Origin of the sequence: Actinokineospora guangxiensis (assembly GCF_042657845.1) — a bacterium.
Classification (GTDB): Bacteria; Actinomycetota; Actinomycetes; order Mycobacteriales; family Pseudonocardiaceae; genus Actinokineospora; species Actinokineospora guangxiensis.
Genome location: NZ_JBHSKF010000001.1, coordinates 350,882 through 372,616 on the forward strand (window position 1 = coordinate 350,882; position 21,735 = coordinate 372,616).

Sequence of the window (21,735 nt, forward strand, 5' to 3'; positions counted from 1 at the left end):
CGCTATGGCCGGCGGCGCCCCCCGGACATCAGGGACGCCCCCGAGCTGTCCCGGAGGTTTCCCCTACCGCCATCCGGAGGCTATGGCCGACAGAGGCGCGCGGTCGTCAACCGGAAGTCGCATACGAGGCACGACTTTCGCCGTACCCACGGGCTGTCCGCAGCGGCCGACCCACCGGTGCGCGCGGCCCGCCACAGGCCATGACCTGGCGGCGGGGGCCGGAGACCCTGCCCGGACGCCCACCCCGGACGCCGGGGTCAGCGCAGCGGTGCCAGCAGGGATTCCACGACCGGTTCGAGTTCGGCGGCGGTGGGGGGTTCGTCGTCGATGAGGCCCTGCATCAGCAGGCCGTCGATGCCCGCCAGGAAGGCGCGGAAGCCGACCTCGTCGGGGTTCCTCGCCAGGGTGGTCAGCACGTCCAGCCAGCGGCGGGCGGCCGGGCGCAGGGCGGGGCGGCGGGCGGCCAGCAGGTACAGCTCGTACTCCGCCATCGTGCGGCCCCGGCGGGGGCCGACGGCCTCGGCCAGGGTGTGGGCGACGGCGGCGGCGGGGCTGGCGCCCTTGATGCGGCTGGACTCGATCGAGTCGCGGATGTCGGCGGCCATGTTGACCGCCGACGAGGTCAGGGTGGCCACCAGCAGGTCGTCCAGGCTGGCGAAGTGGTAGGTCGTGGACGTGGTCGGGACGCCCGCCTCGGCGGCGACGGTGCGGTGGGTGACGCCGGAGACGCCGTCGCGTTCGATGACGCGCAGGGCGGCCTCGATCAGCTCCGCGCGCCTGCGCTCGCCGCGCAGCTTGCGGCCGTCGGGGCGGGGGCGGGTCACCGGGCGGACCCCATCGCGAACGGCCAAGATTGACGCACCACACGGACAAAGTACCGGAACGATCGTCCCGGTACCCCCGAGGTGTGCGCCACACTTCATCGACTTAGGCTTCTCTAACCCGGTTACTGACGAGTAAGAAGAGACCACCCGAACGGAAGGTCCCAACCACCATGGGTGCCGTGCAGTTGACCCTCGGGCTGATCGCGGTCGCGGTCAGCCTCGTGGCCTGGAGCATGTTCGTGCGGACGATCGCGCGGATGGTGGCCGTGGTGCGCCTCGGCCAGCCCGACGCGACCCGCAACGGCCCGTTCGTCCCGCGTATGCGCACGCTCGTCACCGAGTTCGCCGCGCACACCAGGATGAACAAGTTCCGGCACGTCGGCTGGGCGCACTGGCTGGTCATGTGGGGCTTCCTCATCGGCTCGGCCGCGCTGTTCGAGGCCTACGGCGAAGTGTTCGTCCCGACCTGGGGCTGGCCGATCCTCGACCACTGGAACCTGTGGCACCTGCTGATGGAGCTGCTGGGCGTCGGCACGATCGTCGGCGGGCTGGCGCTGGTGGCCATCCGCCAGCTCAACCACCCGCGCCGCGCCGACCGGCAGTCCCGGTTCCAGGGCTCCAACGCCGGCCAGGCGTACTTCGTCGAGTTCGTGGTGATCTTCGAGGGCATCGGCATCCTCGGCGTCCGCGCCGCCAAGGCCGCGATGGGCGCCCACGAGCTGCCGATCTGGGCGGCGTTCGTGTCCAACCCGCTGGGCTCGATCCTGCCGAGCAGCCCCGACCTTGTGTCCGCGCTGGCGTTCGTCAAGCTCATGGGCGCGATGGTCTGGGTGTACGTCGTCGCCAGGAACATGACGATGGGCGTGGCCTGGCACCGCTTCAGCGCGTTCTTCAACATCTACTTCAAGCGCGAGGCCGACGGCGGCGTCGCCCTCGGCGCTCTCAAGCCGATGACCTCCGGCGGCAAGCCGCTGGACTTCGAGGAGGCCGACCCGGAGAAGGACGTCTTCGGCGCGGGCAAGGTCGAGGACTTCTCCTGGAAGGGCTGGCTGGACTTCACCACCTGCACCGAGTGCGGGCGGTGCCAGTCGCAGTGCCCGGCGTGGAACACCGGCAAGCCGCTCTCGCCCAAGCTGGTCATCACCCAGCTGCGCGACCACGCCTACGCCAAGGCGCCCTACCTGCTGGCGGGCGGCAAGCGCGACATGGCGGGCGACGAGGTCGGCCTGACCGGCGACAACCCGTACGCGGGCATCGACGTCCTCGCCATCGCCGAGGCCGAGCGCCCGCTGATCGGCGGGGTGGACGAGAACGGCGTCATCGACCCCGAGGTGCTGTGGTCCTGCACCTCCTGCGGCGCCTGCGTCGAGCAGTGCCCGGTGGACATCGAGCACGTCGACCACATCGTCGACATGCGCCGCTACCAGGTGCTCATCGAGTCGAACTTCCCGTCCGAGCTGGGCGGCATGTTCAAGAACCTGGAGAACAAGGGCAACCCCTGGGGGCAGAACTCCAAGGACCGCCTGGCCTGGACCGCCGACCTCGACTTCGAGGTGCCGGTGTTCGACGGCGAGCTGGGCGACACCGAGTACCTGTTCTGGGTCGGCTGCGCGGGCGCCTTCGAGGACCGGGCGAAGAAGACGACCCGCGCGGTGGCCGAGCTGCTGCACGTCGCCGGTGTGTCCTATGTGGTCCTCGGCCCCGAGGAGACCTGCACGGGCGACCCGGCGCGGCGCGCGGGCAACGAGTTCCTGTTCCAGATGCTGGCCCAGCAGAACGTCGAGGTCATCAACACCGTCTTCGAGGGCCGCCCGGCGGGCAAGCGCAAGATCGTGGCGACCTGTGCGCACTGCTTCAACACCCTGGCCAACGAATACCCGTCGCTGGGCGGTCAGTACGAGGTCGTGCACCACACGCAGCTGCTCAACCGCCTGGTGCGCGAGCGCCGCCTGGTCCCGGTGGCCCCCGTCGCCGAGGACGTCACCTACCACGACCCGTGCTACCTCGGCCGGCACAACAAGGTCTACGAGGCCCCGCGCGAGCTGGTCGGCGCGGCGGGCGCGAACCTGCGCGAGATGCCCCGGCACGCCGACCGCTCGATGTGCTGCGGCGCGGGCGGGGCGCGCATGTGGATGGAGGAGCGCGTCGGCAAGCGCATCAACGTCGAGCGGGTGGACGAGGCGCTGGGCACCGCGCCCGCCAAGATCGCCACCGGCTGCCCGTTCTGCCGCGTGATGCTCACCGACGGCGTCACCGCCCGGCAGGCCGACGGCCTCGCGGGCGAGCACGTCGAGGTGGTCGACGTCGCCCAGCTGCTGCTGTCCTCGGTCAAGCGCGGCCTCCCCGAGCCCGCCGACGAGCCCACCGACGCCACGCCCACCGGCACCCCGCTGCCCGACGAGGGCAAGACCCCGACCGCGGGCAGCTGATCGCCTTCCTGTCGGCCCAGGTCCGCGGAGCCCCGCGGACCTGGGCCGTTCTGCGTCCGCTCCCGGTTCCCGACGGCCTCCTCGCCGGGCCGCCAGGTCATCCAGCGGCGGTCGGCGACGCTCTCGCAGGTCGGCAGCGCGGTGGACTCGGAGGGCGCCAGCGCGGCCTAGCTCCCATGTGATGAGAATCTGATTCCGGCGAATGGGAATCTTTAGCTAACGTAAGTTTCATGCGGCAGAGGTGGGTTGTCCTCGGCGTCGCCGTGGCGGCGCAGGCGGCGATGAGCGCGCTGATCTACGGGCCGCCGTTCGTGCTTCCCCAGCTGCAGAGCGGGGAAGGGCTGTCCTTCGCCGGGGCGAGCGTGCTCGTGGTGACGCCGATGCTGGGCATGCTCGTCACGATGATCTTCTGGGGCGCGCTCGCCGACCGGTTCGGCGAGCGGCTGGTGATGACCGTGGGGATGCTCGGCAGCGCGGCGGGCGGGTTCGCGGCGGTGTGGGCGCCGGGGGTGCTCGGGATGGGGGCGGCGCTGACCGGGGCCGGGCTGTTCGCCGCGTCGATCAGCGCGGCGGGCGGGCGGGCCGTGCTGGGCTGGTTCGGGGTGGCGGAGCGGGGCCTGGCGATGGGCATCCGGCAGACCTGCACGCCGCTCGGCGTGGGGATCGCGGCGCTGACCATGCCCTCGGCCGCCGAGGCGTGGGGCTACCGCGAGGCGCTGCTGGTGCCCTCGGCGCTGTGCCTGCTCACCGGGCTCGCGGTGGCGGTGTGGCTCAAGAACCCCCGGCGCGGCGCGGCCGGGGAGGTGGCGGCCACCGGGTCGCCGTACCGGACGGCGCGGCTGTGGCGGGTGCACGGCGCCAGCGCGCTGCTGGTCGGGCCGCAGTTCATCGCCAGCTCGTTCGCGCTGGCGTACCTAGTCGTGCGGCAGGGGTGGAGCGCGGTCGCGGCCGGGGTGCTGGTCGCGGTCGTACAGGCCTTCGGCGCGGTGGCGCGCGTGGTGGCCGGGGTGTGGTCGGACCGGGCGCGCAGCCGGATGCGCCCGCTGCGGACCATCGCGGCGCTGGCGGCGGCGTCGATGGCACTGTGGGGCATCGGGGACGCCGTCGCGCAGTGGCTGGCGCTGGCGGGCTTGGTCGCGGTCCTCGTCGTCTCGGTGATGGACAACGGCCTGGGCTTCACCGCGACCGCCGAACTGGCCGGACCCTCGTGGGCGGGCCGGGCGATCGGGGTGCAGAACACCGGCCAGGGCGTCGTCGGCCTGGCGATCGTGCCGCTCTTCGCACTGCTGGCGACCGCCCTGCCCTGGCCGTGGGCCCTGCTGGCGGCCGCCCTGCTGCCCGCCGCCGCCGCACTCGTCGTCCCAGTGCGCGGCGAGGTGCTGGGCGAGCCGATCGGTCGCTCGGCTCCCGTGCCGCAGTTGCCGTGACGCTTTCCGGCGGCCGCTATCGGCGCTCTGCCGCCAGGCCCCGCCGTCCGGGTGCGTAGCGGGGGTGTCGGGCGAGTCAGTCAGCCAGATCGCGTTCCACCGCGGCCATGACGGCCTTCCAGTGGGTGCGCTGGCTCTCCCGCTCCTCGGCGTCGGCCAGCCACTCCTGGTGGAAGTTCAGCCGGGTGCGGTCCGCGCCGTTCGGGACCACCGTGACCTGCACGGTCGTGTCGTGCGTCCAGTCGGCGGGTCGCCAGGTCAGCCGGACCCGGTCGCCGGTGCGCAGGCTGCGGAGTTCGCCGGTGGTGCCGGTGTCGGTGCGGTAGGTGTCGCCCTTCGTCGTGCCCAGTTCGGCGCCCGGGCCGAGCCAGGTGGCCAGGCCCTCGCGGCTCACCAGGTAGGCCCACACCCGCTCCAGCGGGTGCGGCAGCGTCTTGGACACCCCGATGTTCCATCCGACGTCCTTGGTCTGACCCGTCATGTGATCACTTCCCCTCCGACCTCTGCCACGCTACGCCGCTCCACCGACACTGGGAGCGCTCCCAAAGTCGGTCGAAGCCCGCGCCGTCATTTGGGCTAACGTGACGCCGCCACCAGGGGTGTTGCTCTCCGTATGGTGGTTGGCCCATTGACGCTCAGCTGACTTCCCTGTCAAGATCTGTGAGAGCGCTCCCAGAAGCGCGCCGTTCGGGCGAAAGGTGCGAATCCCCCATGACCGACCACTCCGACCTGCTCGCCTTCCCGCCCGACTTCCGCTGGGGCGCGGCCACCTCGGCGTACCAGATCGAAGGCGCGGCGGCCGAAGGCGGTCGGAAGCCCTCGATCTGGGACACCTTCGCCAGGACGCCCGGCAAGGTCGTCGGCGGCGAGACCGGCGACATCGCCGTCGAGCACTACAAGCGCTACCCCGAGGACGTCGCCCTGATGGCCGACCTCGGCCTGCGCGCCTACCGCTTCTCGGTGTCCTGGGCCCGCTTCCAGCCCGACGGCCGCGGCCCGGCCAACCCCGAGGCCGTCGCCTTCTACCGCGGCTTGCTGGAGTCCCTGCACGCCAAGGGCATCGAGCCGGTCGCCACGCTCTACCACTGGGACCTGCCGCAGGCCCTCGAGGAAGAGGGCGGCTGGCTCAACCGCAACACCGCCTACCGCTTCGCCGAATACGCCGAGCTGGCCAAGCAGGCCCTCGGCGACCTCGTGCAGACCTGGGTGACGGTCAACGAACCCTGGTGCGCGGCGTTCCTCGGCTACAGCAGCGGCATCCACGCCCCCGGCGTGCAGGACCCGCCCGGGGCCCTGCGCGCCGCCCACCACCTCCTGCTGGCCCACGGCCTGGCCAACCAGCGGCTCAAGTCCGGCCCGCACCCGGCGAAGGTCGGCCTGGCGCCGAACTTCTACCCCGTCGACCCGCTGACCGACTCCCCCGCCGACGCCGACGCCGCCCGCCAGATCGACCTGCTGCAGAACCGGCTGTTCCTGGAGCCGGTGATGAAGGGCGGCTACGCCGAGGACATCCGCAAGCACTTCGCCGAGGTGTGCGGCACCGAGCACATCCGCCCCGGCGACGAGGAGATCATCGCCGAGCCGATCGACTTCGTCGGTGTGAACTACTACAGCGTCTACCAGGTCAGCGCGGGCACCGCGAACGGCGAGCCGACCTCGTGGCCCGGCGCCGAGGACGTGGCCTTCCACAAGCACAACAAGCGCAACACCCACATCGGCTGGGACGTCGAGCCCAACGGCCTGCTGCGCACGCTGGTCGACATCCACACCGAGTACCCCGGCCTGCCGGTCTACATCACCGAGAACGGCGCGGCCTGCGACGACCAGGCCGACGCCGACGGCCGCGTACAGGACGACGACCGGGTCGAGTTCCTGCGCGACCACTTCGCCGCGGTGCACGAGGCCATCGGGCGCGGGGTGGACGTGCGCGGCTTCTTCGTCTGGTCGCTGCTGGACAACTACGAGTGGGCCGAGGGCTACGGCATGCGCTTCGGCATCGTGCACGTCGACTACGCCACACAGCGCCGCACCCGCAAGGCCAGCGCGGACTTCTATGCAGAGGTCATCCGCGAGAACGGGGTCCGACCGGGCGCGGGGACGCCCGAGTAGGCCCGAGAAGCCACTGCCCGCGGAGGGTCCAAGCGAGTGCCCGCGATCCCGTTACCCACCCCGCGCCCGCTCGGCACGGCGCACGTCGACAAGAGCCTCGACCTGGTGGGCAAGCTCTACCAGCGGTCCGTCCACCCCGCCGCCCGCGTCGTCGCGGACGGCGGGCGGCTGGCCGCGCCGGTGGTGGTCGACCTCGACCCCACGACGCTGTGCGACCTGGCCTGCCCGGAGTGCATCAGCTCCGGGGTGCTCAACACCGGCCAGTTCGGCGGCGACCGCATCGCCGAGCTGGCAGGCGAGCTGGTCGCGGCCGGGGTGCGCGCGGTCATCCTGATCGGCGGCGGCGAGCCGCTGATGCACCGCTCGATCGGCACGGTGATCCGCACCCTGCACGAGGGCGGCGTCCAGCTCGGCCTGGTCACCAACGGCACGCTCATCGGCCGCTACCTCGACGAGCTGGCGGGCATGCTGTCCTGGGTCAGGGTGTCGGTCGACGCCGCCACCGCCGACACCTACGACCGCTTCCGGCCCAGCCGCCGCAAGAGCAGCGTCTTCCCGCTGGTCATCGACAACATGCGCAGGCTCGCCGAGCGCAAGGCGGGCAGGCTCGGCTACTCGTTCCTGCTCATGCAGCGCTTCGCCGAGGACGGGACCGTCACCGACTCCAACTACGGCGAGGTGTACGAGGCGGGCGCGCTGGCCAAGGACATCGGCTGCGACTACTTCGAGATGAAGGCGATGCTCGACGCCGACCACTTCACGGTCAACCAGCGCGCCGAGGACGTCGACCGCGTCGAGGAGCAGCTGGCGAAGCTCGCCGGGCTGGAGGACGACACCTTCACCCTGCTCGGCTCGTCCAACTGGGGCGCGGTGCGCGCGGGCGCCGATCCCCTGCAGGTCAAGGACTACCGCACCTGCGCCACCGCCGAGCTGCGCACCACGATCACCCCCAACGGCGTGTTCGTCTGCCCCTACCACCGGGGCAACCCGCGCGGGCTCATCGGCGACATCGCAGGCCGCCCGTTCGCCGAGATGTGGGCGGCCGCCGACACCACCGTGATCGACCCGAGCGCGGACTGCCCCTTCGTCTGCGCCCGGCACCCCACCAACCTGGCCGTCGCGACCCTGTCGGATGGCGGCGCGGTCGAGGGCCTGGTTGAGGATTACGACCCGTTCATCTAGCCACAAGCGGAGCGGACAATGCGCATCGCCGTGATCGGCGCGGGACCGGCAGGGCTGACCAGCGCCAAGCAGGCGCTGGCCGACGGGCACGACGTCGTCGTGCTGGAGAAGCACACCGACGTCGGCGGGATCTGGAATCCGGCGACCGGCGGGGCCTACCCGTCGGTGCGGATGCAGACCTCGCGCATGGCCTTCCCGTTCACCGACTTCGCGCCCCTGACCCCCACCGACTTCCCCACCCTGGCCGAGGTGCACGCCTACCTGCGCGCCTACGCCGAGCACTTCGGTGTGCTGGCCAGGGTCCGCTTCGGGGCCGAGGTCGTCGGGGTGTCCAAAGTAGATGGCCGGTGGCGGGTGGCGACGGCGTCGGGGGTCGAGGAGTTCGACGCGGTGATGGTGGCCAGCGGTGAGTTGTGGCGGCCGCGCGTTCCCGCCTCGCTGCCCGAGGGCGTGCTCACCGCCAAGGACTACCGCGCGCCCGAGCCGTTCGCGGGCAAGCGGGTGCTGGTCGTCGGCGGCGGGGTCAGCGGGGCCGACATCGCCGCCGAGCTGGCGGGCGCCGCCGCGTCGGTGGACTGGTCCATCCGCGGCAGGCAGCTGTTCCTGCCGCGCTACTGCGGTCGCTCCTTCAACGACGCGCTGTTCTCCTACGCGGGCCGCGTCGCCCTGGAGGACATGCCCTACCGCGACTACCTTGCCTGGCTGGAACAGCTGATGCCGGAGTACATGCGCGCCTACCGCGCCACCGGCCTGCTGCCCGAGGACGGCTTCCACGGCGCGGTGCACGTCAACGAGAAGATCATCCCGCTGGTGCACCGCCGCGCCGTCACCCCGCGCCCGGCGTTCGCCGCGTTCGGCGGCAAGACCGGCGCCGTCGAGTTCGCCGACGGGACCGTCGAGGACTACGACTCGGTCATCTTCTGCACCGGCTACGAGATGCCCGACTACGAGTTCCTCGACGGCTTCCGCCGCGAAGACCTCTACGAGCACCACTTCCACCGCATCGACCCCACCCTGGCGGTGATCAACACTCCGGTGGACACCGAGGCCTTCGGCACCGCGTGCCCGTACTTCGAGGCCATCGCGGGCTGGGTGCTGGCGGTGTGGGCCGGGCGCGCCCGACTGCCGGGCGTGCGCGAGCGCTCGGGCTGGTGCGCGGAGAACATGGCGGCGCTGTCGGACAAGCGCTACCTGGACTGCTGGCTGGAGACCATCCGCTTCCGCGCGCTCAGCGGCGACCTGCCCGACCCGGCCACCGACTTCGCCGAGTACTGGACGGTCGTGGCCGGTGTCGTCGCCCCGGCCAACCTGCGCACCCCGGTCCCCGCCCGCGCCGCCCACGACCTGGAGGTCGACGTCACCGGCGTGCGCCGCCGGGTGCTGGCCGGGCTGCCGGAGCGGGCCAGGGACGTGCTGCTGGCCCGCGCCCAGATCACCCCGGCCGACCACGCCGCCGCCGCGCTGGTGGCCCCGGACCGGGTGCTGGACCCGGCGCTGCCCTACCGGCAGCGGGCCCGCGTGGGGAGCAGGCGGTGACCCGGGGTCTGCTGCGGGGGCTGTTCGCCGACGGCCAGGCGACCCGGCTGGCGGGCGCGACCGGGACCATCGGCGTGGCCGGCGCGTTCGTCGTCACCACGACCAGCCTCTTCCTGGCCGACGCCGTGCTGGCCACCCCGCTGATGATCGGCCTGTTCTTCGCGGGCCGGGCCGCCGCCGAGATCGGCACCGACCTCTACGTCGGCGCGCTCTCGGACCGCATGCGCAGCAGGCGCACCCTCATCGCCGTGTGCGCGCTGCTCTCGGCGCTCGGCGCGTTCTCCTACATGCTGCTGCGCGACTACACGATGCTGCTGATCGCGGGCGCGCTGTTCTTCGGCATCGGCGGGGCGACCTTCGGGCAGCTCTTCGCCTACACCCGCGAGTTCGCCGAGCACCGCGGCGCGGGCGTGACGCTGTTCAGCTCGGCGCTGCGCTCGGTCACCACGATGGCCTGGATCATCGGGCCGCCGCTGGCGTTCCTCGTCATCGCCGAGCTCGGCTTCACCTGGCTCTACGCGATCGCGGGCGTGCTCTACCTGGCCGGCGCGGCCCTGTCCCGGTGGGGGATGCCGAACCTGGCCAAGGTGCCCGAGCCGCGTGAGCAGCCCACCTACGCCGGTCTGGGCAGGCGCACCTACCTGCTGCTCGGCGCGATCGCGCTCATGCTGACGGTCAACACCGCCTACCAGATCACCATCGCGCTGTTCACCACCAAGGACCTCGGCATGGGCCTGGGCGTGCCCGGCCTGCTCGTCGGCGTGGCCGCGGTGATCGAGATCCCGGCGACGCTGCTCATCGGGGCCAACGCCGACCGCATCGGCAAGGCCAAGGTCCTGCTGGGCAGCGTCGTGGTGGCGGTGGGGTTCTTCGCGCTGCTGCCGCTGGCCACGAGCCTGCCTGCGCTGCTGCTGCTCCAGATCCCCAACGCGCTGTGGACGGCGGGTGTGCTGAGCCTGCCGGTGCTGATGCTGCAGGACGAGATGCCCGACCGCGTCGGGGCGGCCTCGGCGCTCTACGCCTCGGGGTTCAAGGCCGGTGGGCTGCTCGGGGGCAGCGTCACCGGCGTCGCGGGACAGCTCCTCGGCTACTCGACCGTGTTCTGGGTGTGCGCGGGTCTGTCCGCGCTCGCCGCCCTGCTGATCGGAGTGCGCGGAATGACAGACGTCCGTCCTGTCGCGGTGACGGTGGTGGTGCCCACCTACAACCGGGCCGAGCTGCTGCGGCACACGCTGGCCTCGCTGGCCCGGCAGCGGCTTCCCCAGCGCTACGAGGTGATCGTCGTGGACGACGGCTCCACCGACGCCACCGCCGAGACCGTGATGGGCTTCCGCAACCGCCTCGACCTGACCTACGTCTTCCAGGAGGACCAGGGCTACCGGGTCGCCGCGGCGCGCAACGCGGGCGTCGAGCGCGCGCGCGGGGAGGTCGTCGTGTTCGTGGACTCCGGGGTGGTGCTGCACAGCGGGGCGCTCGCCGCGCACCTGGCCAGCCACCGCGACGGCGACGGGCCGGTCGCGGTGTGCGGCTACGTCCTGTGCTTCAACGAGGACAACGAGGACGGCGCGGTGATGACCGCCGCCATCGACTTCGCCGACCCCGACAGCACCATGGAGCGGCTGCGCGCCGAACAGAAGTGGCTCGACATCCGCGAGGAGTTCTACGCCAAGTACGGCGACGACTTCGGCGACCTGCCCGCCCCCTGGCTGATGTTCTGGACCTGCAACGTCTCCGCGCCCACCGCGCTGGTGCGCGAGGTCGGCGGGTTCGACGAGGAGTACCGCTCCTGGGGCGTGGAGGACGTCGACCTGTCCTACCGCCTGCACCGCGCGGGCGCGCGCTTCGTGCTCAACCGCGACGCCTGCGCCATCCACGTGCCGCACCCCAAGAGCTACGAGGCGAACATGGCCTCCGCCGCCGGGAACTACCGCTACTTCGCGGCGAAGTACGACACCCCGGTCACCGACCTGCTGGTGGACAACCACTTCTTCGTCATCAACGACATTATCCGCGACCGCGGCCTGCGGGGAGGCCGCGATGCCGCGCCCAGCCTCTGAGCCAGGCACCGTCCTCGTCCTGTCCCCGCACCCCGACGACGACGTGATCGCCTGCGGCGGCACGATCGCCGCGCGCACGGCGGCCGGGGCGCGCGTGGTGGTCGCCGTCGTCACCGACGGGGCCGCCTCGCACACCGCGGTCCTCGGCATCCACGCCGACCCCAGCCCCGCCGAGCTGGCCGAGGTCCGCCGCGCCGAGGCCACCGCGGCGGCGAAGGTCCTGGGCGTCTCCGACGTGCGCTTCCTCGGCCACGCCGACACCGGCCTGGCCGCCACCCTGCCCCGGCTGCGCGAGCAGCTGCTGGAGCTGTTCGCCGAACTGGACCCCGCCGAGGTGTTCCTGCCCCACGACGTGCGCGAGCTGCACGGGGACCACCGGCTCACCGGCGAGGTCGCCGTGGCCTGCCTCGCCGAGCTGGGCTCTGCGCCCGCATTGCGCAAGTACGTCGTGTGGGACGAGCGCACCGAGGCCGAGTTCGCCTTCACCAGCCGCGAGCCCACCGACGCGGAGCCCGCCGCGGGGGAGCGGCTGGTCGCCTTCGACATCACCGCGCACCGCGACGCCAAGCGCGCCGCGCTCGCCGAGCACCGCACGCAGGTCGAGCTGTACGCCCCCGGCCAGACCCGGCCGGTGGTGCCGCTCGCCTTCCAGCGCCGGGTGCTCGACCGCGCGGCGGAATCCTTCTGGCTGTCCCCGACGGAGCTCCCATGATCGAGTACCACGCCGCCTGGCCCCGCGTCCGCTCGGCGATCGCGCCCGACCCCGCGGTCGAGGCCAGGGTCGCGGCCCTGGTCACCCGCATGACGCTGGCCGAGAAGCTGGGGCAGATGATCCAGCCCGAGCTGGCGCAGCTCACGCCCGAGGACGTCACCGAGTACAAGATCGGCTCGGCGCTCAACGGCGCGGGCATCTGGCCCGGCGGCGACCGGCACGCGGGCGTCGCGGCGTGGGTCGGCACGGTCGACACGTTCTGGCAGGCCGCCGAGGAGGCGTACGCGGGCAGGCCGTTCCGGGTGCCGTTCATGTGGGCCACCGACGCCGTGCACGGGCACAACAACGTCTACGGCGCGACGGTGTTCCCGCACAACATCGGCCTGGGCGCGGCCGGCGATGCCGACCTGGTGCGCCGCGTCGGGCGGGCCAGCGCCGAGGAGATCCTGGCCACCGGCATGGACTGGACCTTCGCCCCCACGGTCACCACGCCCAGGGACCGGCGCTGGGGCCGCTACTACGAGGGCTACTCCGAGGACCCCGAGCTGGTGCACGCCTACGCCGCGGCCATGGTCGAGGGGCTGCAGGGCACGCAGGCGGACCTGCGCGCCGGGCGCGGGGTCATCGCGACCGTCAAGCACTGGGTGGCCGACGGCGGCACCGCCGACGGCGCCGACCGCGGGGTCGCGCGCTGCCCGGAGGACCACGTCCGCAACATCCACGCGGCGGGCTTCTACTCGGCCATCGCCGCGGGCGCGCAGTGCGTGATGGCGTCCTTCTCCAGCTGGGAGGACGAGGCCAACTACGACCACGGCGCGGCCAGGCCCGGCCTCTACCACGAGCCCTACAACCACAAGGTGCACGGCTCGAAGTACCTGATCACCGACGTGCTGAAGAACGCGGTCGGCTTCGACGGCATCGTCATCAGCGACTGGGACGCCCACTCCGAGGTCGCCAACTGCTCGATCGGCGACGCAGGCTACGCCATCAACGCCGGGCTCGACGTGCTGATGATCGCCGGTCGGGCGGCCTGGCAGTCGGTCTACCACCGGGCGGTGGAGGACGTCGAGCGCGGCGCCATCCCGCTCGCGCGCATCGATGACGCCGTCGCGCGCGTGCTGCGGGTCAAGCTGCGCGCGGGCCTGTGGACCCGTCCCCGGCCCGCCGAGCGCCCGGCCCGCGCGATCGGCGGACCCGAGCACCGGGCGCTCGCCCGCGAGGCCGCCCGCCGGTCGGTGGTGCTGCTGAAGAACACCGCCGGGGTGCTGCCGATCCGCCGCTCGGCGCGGGTGCTGGCCACCGGCAGCGGCGTGCACGACATCAGCAAGCAGACCGGCGGCTGGACGCTCACCTGGCAGGGCGACGACATCGTGCCCGCCGACCTGCCCGGCGGCGGCACCGTCGCCGACGCGCTGGCCGCCGTGGCCGCCGACACCGTCGTCGACCCGGAGCTGATCCGCGTCGACCCGACCGCCTACGACGTCGCCGTGGTCGTGCTCGGCGAGGACTCCTACGCGGAGATGCGCGGCACGCTCAAGCCGTGGCGCAGCCTCGGCTACGCCGACCTCAAGCTCTCCTACGCCCGCGATCTGGAGATCCTGCGCAAGCTGCGGCTGGCCGGGGTGCCGATCGCGACGGTGTTCCTCACCGGCCGCCCGCTCTACACCACCGAGGAGATCAACCTCTCCGACGCCTTCGCCGTGGCCTGGCTGCCCGGCCCGCAGGCCGGGGGCATCACCGACGTGCTCTTCGGCGACCACGACTTCACCGGCAGGCTGCCCAGCTCGTGGCCGCGCGGGCGGCAGCACTCGGCGGCCAACCGCGTCCCGCCGCACATCCCCGGCTACACCGTCCCGCCGGAGGAGACCGAGCCCGACGGCGACGCCGCGCCGCTGTTCGAGATCGGCTACGGCCTCGGCCGCTACGACCTCGGCCCCGGCCCGCTGCCGCTGGACCCGCCGAGGGTGGCCCCGCCCGCCACCGCCGAGGCCGAGCCGCTGCCGGTGCTCACCGGCGGGCAGCCCGCCGACGGCCTGCGCTTCCGCATCGGCGGGCACAACACGTGGTCGCGCGTCGACATCGACTTCGACGCCCCGACCGACGAGCTGATCGTGCGCGCCGACCCGCTCGGCGGCGAGCTGCGCCTGCGGTTCAAGGGTTTTCCCGCGTTCGTCTATGCCGAGAACGTCTCCGGGCTTCCGCGCGACCTGCGCGGCTACGCCGCCGCGGGCGGGGCGATCTCGCTGGGCATCCGGGTGGTGGAGCGCCCGGAGCGCCCGCTCTACCTGGCCGTGCACGACGACTACCCGGCCCAGCCCGGCCTGGACATCACCGACCGGCTCGGCGAGGACTGGACCACACTGCGGGTTCCGCTGGCCGAACTGCGCCGGATCGGCTCGGACCTGGAGCACGTCGACGTGCCCTTCATGATCTACACTGAGGGTTCGGGCTGCGTCGAACTCCGCAACATCCGCTGGACCCCCTAGCTCCTGGACCGGCTCGGCCCGACAACCACCATGGACCGCGTGCCCACGATCCGCAGCCGTGAACTCGGCGAAGCGTTGCGAAAAGCCCTCAAAGCCGCGGGCCTCACCGGACAGGAAGCCTCTCGCAGGCTCGGCTGGTCACCCTCGAAGGTGTCCCGCCTGCTGCTTGGCGCCCGCGGGGCGAGCGAGCGGGACGTCTCGTCCCTGCTCGTGCTCTGCGGGGTCAACGGCGACGAGCGCAGCAGGCTGCTGTCGCTGTGCCGCGACCCCGGCGCGGGCGCGTGGGTGCAGCAGCTCGGCAGGCTGCCCACGCAGCTCAAAACCCTGGTCGACCACGAGAACCAGGCGTGCGGCATCGACGAGTTCGAGCCCACCCTGGTCCCCGGGCTGCTCCAGACGGTGGACTACGCCCAGGCGATCGTGCGCGCCAACAGCAACGTCCCCGCCCGCGAGGTGGACGAGCGGGTGATCGCCCGCACCGCCCGCCAGCAGCTGTTCCGCCGGGCCCGCCCGCCGCGGTTCACCTTCTACGTCCACGAGTTCGCGCTGCGGCTGCCGATCGGCGGGCCGGAGATCATGGCCGAGCAGCTCAACCACCTGGTGCGCATGGCGGGCCGGGACAACATCGCGCTGCGCGTGGTGCCCGCCGCCGTCGGCGCGCACGCCGCGCTGGCGGGCGCGTTCCGCCTGATGGAGTTCCCGCACTACAAGCCGATCGTGTACCTGGAGAGCGAGAACTCCAGCCTGTTCCTGGAGCGCCCCGAGGAGATCGCGGCCTACCGGGGCATCCTCTCGGCGCTCGCCGACACAGCGCTGGGTGCGGGAGAATCGCGGCAGCTCGTCGCCGGACTGGCGCGCGAGCTGTACGCGGACGGAGAGGACAATGGCGTCCTATGAACAGCATCCCCTGCCGCAACCCCGGGCCTGGCGCCGCGGCAGCGCCAGCGCCGCCAACGGGAACTGCGTCGAAGTAGCCCCCGACGGGCCGGGATGGCTCGTCCGCGACAGCAAGAACACCGGCCCCGAGCTGGCTTTCCCCGCACCAGCGTGGGCGGCGCTGCTCAGTCGAGCAGGTCGGCCGCGGGCACGACCGCGGTGATCGGCCCGGCCGGGTTCACCACCAGCGGGAAGCCGTTGAGCTGCTGGGCCAGGGCGCGACCGGAGATCTCCCGCCAGCCCGGCCACTGCTTGGGCACCCGCGCCACCACCGTGCACGCCGGGACCAGCACCCGGCCGTCGTGGTTGGGGAAGGCGGTGACCCCGGCGTCGCGGCCGTCGCGGGCGTAGACCAGCAGCCGGGACTCGCGCAGCACCGGCAGCAGCGCCCGCTGCGGCAGGTGCCTGGTCTTGACCAGCTGCATCACCCGCTCCAGCTCGGTGACCGGGGCGGGCATGCGCAGTGCCTTCGGCGAGGGCCGGTAGTCCTCGTTGGGGCGGAACTCGTCCTGGATCTCGCCGCGGGCGTCGACCGGATAGGCGCCGATGACGCCCCACGGGGGCACATCGGAGCCGGGGGCGAAGCCCGGGTCGATCACCGTCAGCCAGGTCCCCGGGTTCGACCGGGCGGCGCGGCGCATGTCGAGGGTGATCTCCGGCTGGTGCATGGGCTGCTCCGAATGGCGGTGTCCACGATGGGCCACCTATCGTATTCGGCCGGTGCCCGCCCGCTCGCGGGTGCCCGCGCCCAGCCGGTCGGTGTGAACCCGGGAGGGGAACCGTTCCGCGCACGCGCGCATCGAAGCTAGAGTCGAACCGGTCGCTTGGGACGAGGGGAGCCTGCAGGTGCATCTCGCCGATGGAGGGGGCGGGGCCCCGCTGCCGCCGGTGTACTCCGGAACCCAGACCCTGGACATCGAGCCGTCGGCCATCCCCGGCGCGCTCGCCGCCTTCCGCGAGGCGCACGCCAGGGTCGAGGCCAAGGTCAGCGCGCTGGGCGCGCTCGCCGTGCCCGACTGGGCGGGCGACCCGGTCAGCGGCGAGACGGCGACCCGCTTCGCCGACCGCACCAACGGCGGCGCGGCCGACTCCGCGATCGCCTGCCTGACCGGCTACGAGCGCCAGCTGCGCGCCGCCTGCGACGCGCTCGCCGCCGCGCACGCGGCGTACACGCTCACCGAGGGCGACAACACGGCCATGTGGGGCACGAAGCACACCGACGCGAGGTGACGACGATGGCGGAGCACCGCTGGCGCGGGTACGAGCACCCCGAGCTGTACAAGATGATCAACGCGGGCCCCGGTCCGTCGGCCTCGACGCCGCAGACGGAGTTCTGGGACGCGCTGCTGCGCGAACTCGGTGAGATCGACGGCGACCTCAACACCAAGCTGGGCTCGCTGGCCGTGTCCTGGAAGGGCGCCGCCGCCGACGGCGCGCAGTCCGCGCTGAACCCGCTGCAGGTCTGGGCGGCCGAGGCCCAGGGCGGGGCCAGCGGCATGCGCGCCTCCACCGAGTACCAGGCCGACATGATCGCCCGCGCCCGCGCCGAGGTGCCCGAGCCGGTCAAGGTCACCACGCCCGCGCCGTCGGGCTGGTCGAAGGTCGCCGCCGGGGCCGCGCTGCTCACCGGCAACCCCGGCCCGGCCATGGCCGTGGCCAACCAGGCCTCCGACCACGAGGCCCAGGAGCGCGCCAAGGACGAGGCCGCGCAGAAGGCCGTCGACGCCATGGACTCCTACTCCCGCAGCAGCGAGTTCAACCGCGAGACCCTCGGCGAGTTCGTGCCGCCGCCGGACGTGGTCGTCTCCACTCCGGCCCCGCAGGGCGGGATGTCCGCGGGCGTCACGCACTTCACCAGCGCGACCGGCGGCTACACCACCGGCGGCTCCGGCTCGACCGCGCCGTCCTACGCCGCGCCCGCACCCAGCGGCGGCTCCGGCTACACCCCGACGGTGAACACCGGCGGCGGGTCCTTCACTCCCGTCGGCTCCGTCACGCCGGGCGGCCCGCCGCCCGCGGGCTTCACCCCGGTCGGCACCACCACCCCGGCGGGCTACGCGCCCACCCAGCCCGCGGGCCCGACGGGCCCCGGCTACGCCGGTCCCGGCGCGCTGCCGCCCGGCCAGGGCGCCGGGCCGTTCTTCGGCGCTCCCGGGGCAGGGCCGTCGGGGGGATCGGCCGGGACGCGCGGCGGGTTCGGCGCGCGCGGCGGCATGCCCGGCGGCGGAATCGCGCCGCTGCCCGTGGAGGGCGAGTCCACCAGGGGCAACCAGATCTTCCGGCCCGGGGTCGGCATGGCCGGTGAGGCCGGGGTCGGCGCGCGCGGCGGTGCCATCGGCGCGGTGCCCGCGGGCTCCGGCGCGCGCGGTGGCACGGGCATGGGCATGGCCGGTCCGCTCGGCGGCGCGGCAGGCGGCGACGAGGACCGCGAGCACGGCCTGGCCGACTACCTGATCGAGACCGTCGACGTGTTCGGCGACGAGCGCACGGTGTCGCAGCCGGTCATCGGCGAGGACACCGACAGGTGATGCCGATGGGGGCCATCGACGGCACGTCCGCCGCCGAGCCGATCACGCTGAGCGCGCTGGAGTTCGACGTGCTCTGGGAGCGCGTCGACCCCGGCGCGATGCCGCTGGTGGTGAAGGTGCCCTCGCCGGGACGCACCGACACCGAGCGCGCCGGGATCGAGAACCGGGTCTGGGCCGACCTGCACGCCCGCGGCATCGACCGCGACGACCCGGCCATCGCCGAGCTGTTCGCGCTGCTGGCCCGCCCCGAGCGCGAGGTCGACGGCAGGCTGTGGGCCGGGCGCGAGGTGCGGCTGCTGGCCTGCGCCGCCGAGGACTCCGGCGTGCTGGCCGTGCTCACCGGGCAGACCCTGGTGCTCAGCCGGGTCTCCGCGCTCGGGCTGGCCTCGGCCGCGGTCGGCGCGCTGCCGTCGGCCCCCGCCGGGGCGGGGCGCTCGGTCACCCTGCGCACCGCCGACTTCGAGTCCGCGGCCCAGGGCGACGGCACCGTCCGCGGCTTCCAGGGCGCGCTGCTGGCGCACGGCATCCGCGGCGACGACGCCGAGGTGCTCGCCGAGATGATCGGCGACGTGGTCAACACCGGGAACTTCGGCGCCGCCGCCCGCAACCGGGCGGGCCGCCGGGTGCGCGGCGAGCGGGTCGTGTCCTTCTTCGACACCGCCGCGGGCCGCTACGTGCAGGTCCGCCGCGCGGGCCCGGACGGCGAGCTGTGGACGACCATCTCGCCCGCCGACTCCCGCAAACTCGGCCACCACGTCGACGAGCTGCTCCGGGAAACGGTCGACGGCGCGTGAGCGACCCGCACGCCGTGCGCGCGGCCGTCGCCGAGGCGCTGCCCTGGCTCGACGGCGGCGACAAGCCCGCCCGCCCCGTGCTGGCCGCCGCCGTGCGCACCAGCCTGCGCACGCTCGCCGAGACCGCCCCCGGCCGGACCGTCGAGGTGCGGGTGCCGCCGTTCGCGGCGGTGCAGTGCGTCGAGGGGCCCAGGCACACCAGGGGCACGCCCGCGAACGTCGTGGAGACCGACCCGCGCACCTGGCTCGAACTGGCCACCGGCAGGCTGGCCTGGGCCGACGCCGTGGCCGACGGCCGGGTCAGCGCCTCGGGCAGCCGCGCCGACCTAGCCGCGCACCTGCCGGTCGTCCGGTTCTGACGGGTCCCGGGGGTCGGTGACGAGTTCCGGGTGCCGGTGTTTCAGCGTCCGGTACAGCCCGTAGCCGCCCGCGACGGCGAGGAAGCCGTAGATGGCCAGCAGCACCGGCGGCGTCGTCCCGGTGAGCGCGTCGCCGAGCACGACCGCGGCGGTGGTGCCGGGCAGGCTGCCCAGCAGCGTGCCCCACAGGTAGGGCCGGAACGCGATCGTGGACAGCCCGCAGCAGTAGTTGAGCGGCGCGAACGGCACCGCCGGGATCAGCCGCAGCGACAGCACCCCGGGAAAGCCGCCCGAGCGCAGCCGCGCGTCCACCGCCCGGATTGCCGAGACCTCCATCAGCGGCGTCACCCACCGCCTGCCCAGGCCCCTGGCCAGCGCGAACCCCAGCGACCCGGCGATCCCGGTCGCCACCATCCCGATGACCACGCCCCACACCTCGCCGAGCAGCAGCCCGCCGGAGAGGTTGAACACCGTGCGCGGGATCGGCAGGGCCGCCAGCAGCGAGTACGCGAGGAAGAACAGCACCGGGGTCGCCCAGCCCGCCGCCGACGCCCAGTCGCGCACCTCCGCGGGGCTCGGCAGCGGCACGAGCACGCCCACGGCGACCACCGCGGCCAGGAGGCCGAGCAGGCAGACCAGCGTGGCGCGACGGGACACGCCGACCAACGGTACCGACGTGACGCGCCCCACCCTCGGCTGGCCGGAACCGAGCCCGGCTGCACTTACACTCTGGGGGCAGGTTGATGTCGTCCCCTCAGGGAGCACTCGGTGGTCTCCGACCAGTTCTCGACTGGCTCTTCCCGCCCCGATCTCGACCCCTCGGCGCCTGATCCCGAGCCCCGCGAGGAGTGCGGCGTGTTCGGCGTCTGGGCCCCGGGCGAAGAGGTCGCCAAGCTCACCTTCTACGGGCTCTACGCGCTTCAGCACCGCGGCCAGGAGGCGGCGGGCATCTCCGTGGCCGACGGCCGCCAGATCGTGGTCTTCAAGGACCTCGGCCTGGTCAGCCAGGTCTTCGACGAGCAGGTGCTGGTCTCGCTGCGCGGGCACGTCGCCGTCGGGCACTGCCGCTACTCCACCACCGGGTCCACGACCTGGGAGAACGCGCAGCCCACCTTCAAGACCACCGCGACCGGCAGCGGCCTGTCGCTGGGCCACAACGGCAACCTGGTCAACACCGCCGAGCTGCGCGACATGGCCAAGGAGCAGGGCCTGGGCGCCAGCGGCGCGACCACCGACTCCGACCTGCTCACCGGCCTGCTCGCCGCCGCGGCGGCCGACAAGGGCATCGAGCAGGCCGCCCTGGACCTGCTGCCGAAGGTGCGCGGCGCGTACTGCCTGGTCTTCTCCGACGAGTCCACCCTCTACGCCGCCCGCGACCCGCACGGCGTGCGCCCGCTGGTGCTCGGGCGGCTGGAGCGCGGCTGGGTCGTGGCCAGCGAGACCGCGGCGCTGGACATTACCGGCGCGTCGTTCGTGCGCGAGGTCGAGCCCGGCGAGCTGATCGCCATCGACGCCGAGGGGCTGCGCTCGACCCGCTTCGCCACCCCCGAGCCCAAGGGCTGCATCTTCGAGTACGTGTACCTGGCCCGCCCGGACACCACGATCTCCGGGCGCTCGGTGCACGCCACCCGGGTGGAGATCGGCCGCAAGCTGGCCATCGAGGCCCCGGTCGAGGCCGACCTGGTCATCCCGGTGCCCGAGTCCGGCACGCCCGCCGCGATCGGCTACGCCCAGGCCAGCGGCATCCCGTACGGGTCGGGCCTGGTGAAGAACGCCTACGTCGGGCGCACCTTCATCCAGCCGTCGCAGACCATCCGCCAGCTCGGCATCCGCCTCAAGCTCAACCCGCTGCGCGACGTCATCCGCGGCAAGCGCCTGGTCGTGGTGGACGACTCGATCGTGCGCGGCAACACCCAGCGCGCGCTGGTGCGGATGCTGCGCGAGTCCGGCGCGGTCGAGGTGCACGTGCGCATCGCCTCGCCGCCGGTGCGCTGGCCGTGCTTCTACGGCATCGACTTCGCCTCCCGCGCCGAGCTGATCGCCAACGGCCTCGACGCCGACGGCATCCGCCGCTCCATCGGCGCGGACTCCCTCGGCTACGTCAGCCTGGACGCGCTGGTGCAGGCCAGCGAGCAGCCCCGCACCCGGCTGTGCTCGGCCTGCTTCGACGGCGACTACCCGATCCCGCTGCCCGACAACGCGCTCATCGGCAAGCACCTGCTGGAGGGCCTGGGCGAGAACTCGGGTCGGGAGAAGGGCGTCGCGGGGGACGCGGCCCCGGTCTTCGCCGCCGGGTACGGTGCCTCGGACGCGCTCTCGCGCCCCTAGCCTCGACTGATCCTCGGAGATACCTGTG

Annotated in this window: 19 protein-coding genes; 15 read left to right on the forward strand and 4 right to left on the reverse strand. The window is 73.1% G+C overall.

The window, feature by feature from the left end:
- Nucleotides 1-257: 257 nt before the first annotated feature.
- On the reverse strand, nt 258-824 hold the full coding sequence (locus tag ACFPM7_RS01600) for a TetR/AcrR family transcriptional regulator (RefSeq protein ID WP_378242948.1): 567 nt from the start codon (nt 822-824) through the stop codon (nt 258-260).
- Between the two features lie 170 nt (nt 825-994).
- Here ACFPM7_RS01600 and ACFPM7_RS01605 point away from each other — a divergent pair, with 170 nt between their 5' ends.
- Nucleotides 995-3,253, forward strand: a complete 2,259-nt coding sequence (locus ACFPM7_RS01605; RefSeq protein WP_378242950.1) for a (Fe-S)-binding protein — start codon at nt 995-997, stop codon at nt 3,251-3,253.
- Nucleotides 3,254-3,483: 230 nt separating this feature from the next.
- Nucleotides 3,484-4,680 (forward strand): MFS transporter, encoded by a 1,197-nt coding sequence (locus ACFPM7_RS01610; protein ID WP_378242952.1) that lies wholly within the window; start codon nt 3,484-3,486, stop codon nt 4,678-4,680.
- 76 nt (nt 4,681-4,756) lie between these two features.
- Here ACFPM7_RS01610 and ACFPM7_RS01615 read toward each other — a convergent pair whose 3' ends face one another.
- The gene (locus ACFPM7_RS01615; RefSeq protein ID WP_378242954.1) at nt 4,757-5,161 is read right to left on the reverse strand and encodes an SRPBCC family protein; all 405 of its coding nucleotides are present in this window, start codon (nt 5,159-5,161) and stop codon (nt 4,757-4,759) included.
- Nucleotides 5,162-5,391: 230 nt separating this feature from the next.
- Here ACFPM7_RS01615 and ACFPM7_RS01620 point away from each other — a divergent pair, with 230 nt between their 5' ends.
- The 8 genes from ACFPM7_RS01620 to ACFPM7_RS01655 are packed head-to-tail and all read left to right on the forward strand — an operon-like array spanning nt 5,392 to nt 15,861.
- Complete coding sequence (locus tag ACFPM7_RS01620) at nt 5,392-6,789, forward strand: GH1 family beta-glucosidase (RefSeq protein ID WP_378242956.1); 1,398 nt, start codon at nt 5,392-5,394, stop codon at nt 6,787-6,789.
- A 36-nt stretch (nt 6,790-6,825) separates the two neighbouring features.
- Nucleotides 6,826-7,971 (forward strand): radical SAM protein, encoded by a 1,146-nt coding sequence (locus ACFPM7_RS01625; protein ID WP_378242958.1) that lies wholly within the window; start codon nt 6,826-6,828, stop codon nt 7,969-7,971.
- A gap of 18 nt (nt 7,972-7,989) precedes the next feature.
- Nucleotides 7,990-9,507, forward strand: a complete 1,518-nt coding sequence (locus tag ACFPM7_RS01630; RefSeq protein ID WP_378242960.1) for an NAD(P)-binding domain-containing protein — start codon at nt 7,990-7,992, stop codon at nt 9,505-9,507.
- A complete protein-coding gene (locus ACFPM7_RS01635; RefSeq protein ID WP_378242962.1) occupies nt 9,504-11,564 on the forward strand; it encodes an MFS transporter in 2,061 nt (686 codons plus the stop codon). Before ACFPM7_RS01630 ends, ACFPM7_RS01635 begins: the two co-directional genes overlap by 4 nt.
- Nucleotides 11,545-12,276 (forward strand): PIG-L deacetylase family protein, encoded by a 732-nt coding sequence (locus tag ACFPM7_RS01640; RefSeq protein ID WP_378242964.1) that lies wholly within the window; start codon nt 11,545-11,547, stop codon nt 12,274-12,276. Before ACFPM7_RS01635 ends, ACFPM7_RS01640 begins: the two co-directional genes overlap by 20 nt.
- Entirely contained in the window at nt 12,273-14,762 is a 2,490-nt protein-coding gene (locus ACFPM7_RS01645; RefSeq protein WP_378242966.1) for a glycoside hydrolase family 3 protein, read from the forward strand. Before ACFPM7_RS01640 ends, ACFPM7_RS01645 begins: the two co-directional genes overlap by 4 nt.
- A 30-nt stretch (nt 14,763-14,792) precedes the next feature.
- Nucleotides 14,793-15,659 carry a helix-turn-helix domain-containing protein gene (locus tag ACFPM7_RS01650; RefSeq protein ID WP_378242968.1) on the forward strand — a complete coding sequence of 289 codons (867 nt, stop codon included), beginning with the start codon at nt 14,793-14,795 and terminating at the stop codon, nt 15,657-15,659.
- On the forward strand, nt 15,646-15,861 hold the full coding sequence (locus ACFPM7_RS01655; RefSeq protein WP_378242970.1) for a DUF397 domain-containing protein: 216 nt from the start codon (nt 15,646-15,648) through the stop codon (nt 15,859-15,861). Before ACFPM7_RS01650 ends, ACFPM7_RS01655 begins: the two co-directional genes overlap by 14 nt.
- On the opposite strand, the gene ACFPM7_RS01660 is transcribed toward ACFPM7_RS01655, so the two are convergent.
- Nucleotides 15,824-16,366 (reverse strand): type VII secretion system-associated protein, encoded by a 543-nt coding sequence (locus tag ACFPM7_RS01660; RefSeq protein ID WP_378242972.1) that lies wholly within the window; start codon nt 16,364-16,366, stop codon nt 15,824-15,826. The two genes, ACFPM7_RS01655 and ACFPM7_RS01660, sit on opposite strands and share 38 nt — an antisense overlap.
- A gap of 178 nt (nt 16,367-16,544) precedes the next feature.
- Between ACFPM7_RS01660 and ACFPM7_RS01665 the strand changes: the two genes are divergently transcribed.
- From ACFPM7_RS01665 to ACFPM7_RS01680, 4 genes are read left to right on the forward strand one after another with little or no spacing between them, the layout of a single operon-like run.
- Nucleotides 16,545-16,928 carry a hypothetical protein gene (locus ACFPM7_RS01665; RefSeq protein WP_378242974.1) on the forward strand — a complete coding sequence of 128 codons (384 nt, stop codon included), beginning with the start codon at nt 16,545-16,547 and terminating at the stop codon, nt 16,926-16,928.
- Nucleotides 16,929-16,933: 5 nt separating this feature from the next.
- Nucleotides 16,934-18,226, forward strand: a complete 1,293-nt coding sequence (locus tag ACFPM7_RS01670; RefSeq protein WP_378242976.1) for a hypothetical protein — start codon at nt 16,934-16,936, stop codon at nt 18,224-18,226.
- Between the two features lie 5 nt (nt 18,227-18,231).
- Entirely contained in the window at nt 18,232-19,020 is a 789-nt protein-coding gene (locus tag ACFPM7_RS01675) for an ESX secretion-associated protein EspG (RefSeq protein ID WP_378242978.1), read from the forward strand.
- Nucleotides 19,017-19,379, forward strand: coding sequence for a sterol carrier family protein (locus ACFPM7_RS01680; RefSeq protein WP_378242980.1), 363 nt, complete (start codon nt 19,017-19,019; stop codon nt 19,377-19,379). The genes ACFPM7_RS01675 and ACFPM7_RS01680 overlap by 4 nt, the downstream gene beginning before the upstream one ends.
- Here ACFPM7_RS01680 and ACFPM7_RS01685 read toward each other — a convergent pair.
- Complete coding sequence (locus tag ACFPM7_RS01685) at nt 19,347-20,036, reverse strand: TVP38/TMEM64 family protein (protein ID WP_378242982.1); 690 nt, start codon at nt 20,034-20,036, stop codon at nt 19,347-19,349. The two genes, ACFPM7_RS01680 and ACFPM7_RS01685, sit on opposite strands and share 33 nt — an antisense overlap.
- A 111-nt stretch (nt 20,037-20,147) precedes the next feature.
- Here ACFPM7_RS01685 and purF point away from each other — a divergent pair, with 111 nt between their 5' ends.
- A complete protein-coding gene (purF, locus tag ACFPM7_RS01690) occupies nt 20,148-21,707 on the forward strand; it encodes an amidophosphoribosyltransferase (protein ID WP_378242984.1) in 1,560 nt (519 codons plus the stop codon).
- The last annotated feature ends 28 nt before the right edge of the window (nt 21,708-21,735 follow it).

Excerpts from the sequence above, each read along its gene's own strand:
- ACFPM7_RS01655 (WP_378242970.1), top strand. The coding sequence starts at position 15,646 with ATGGCGTCCTATGAACAGCATCCCCTGCCGCAACCCCGGGCCTGGCGC.
- ACFPM7_RS01605 (WP_378242950.1), top strand. The coding sequence starts at position 995 with ATGGGTGCCGTGCAGTTGACCCTCGGGCTGATCGCGGTCGCGGTCAGC.
- ACFPM7_RS01645 (WP_378242966.1), top strand. The coding sequence starts at position 12,273 with ATGATCGAGTACCACGCCGCCTGGCCCCGCGTCCGCTCGGCGATCGCG.
- ACFPM7_RS01660 (WP_378242972.1), bottom strand. The coding sequence starts at position 16,366 with ATGCACCAGCCGGAGATCACCCTCGACATGCGCCGCGCCGCCCGGTCG.
- ACFPM7_RS01610 (WP_378242952.1), top strand. The coding sequence starts at position 3,484 with ATGCGGCAGAGGTGGGTTGTCCTCGGCGTCGCCGTGGCGGCGCAGGCG.
- ACFPM7_RS01615 (WP_378242954.1), bottom strand. The coding sequence starts at position 5,161 with ATGACGGGTCAGACCAAGGACGTCGGATGGAACATCGGGGTGTCCAAG.
- ACFPM7_RS01670 (WP_378242976.1), top strand. The coding sequence starts at position 16,934 with ATGGCGGAGCACCGCTGGCGCGGGTACGAGCACCCCGAGCTGTACAAG.
- ACFPM7_RS01640 (WP_378242964.1), top strand. The coding sequence starts at position 11,545 with ATGCCGCGCCCAGCCTCTGAGCCAGGCACCGTCCTCGTCCTGTCCCCG.
- ACFPM7_RS01620 (WP_378242956.1), top strand. The coding sequence starts at position 5,392 with ATGACCGACCACTCCGACCTGCTCGCCTTCCCGCCCGACTTCCGCTGG.
- ACFPM7_RS01630 (WP_378242960.1), top strand. The coding sequence starts at position 7,990 with ATGCGCATCGCCGTGATCGGCGCGGGACCGGCAGGGCTGACCAGCGCC.
- ACFPM7_RS01650 (WP_378242968.1), top strand. The coding sequence starts at position 14,793 with ATGGACCGCGTGCCCACGATCCGCAGCCGTGAACTCGGCGAAGCGTTG.
- ACFPM7_RS01675 (WP_378242978.1), top strand. The coding sequence starts at position 18,232 with ATGGGGGCCATCGACGGCACGTCCGCCGCCGAGCCGATCACGCTGAGC.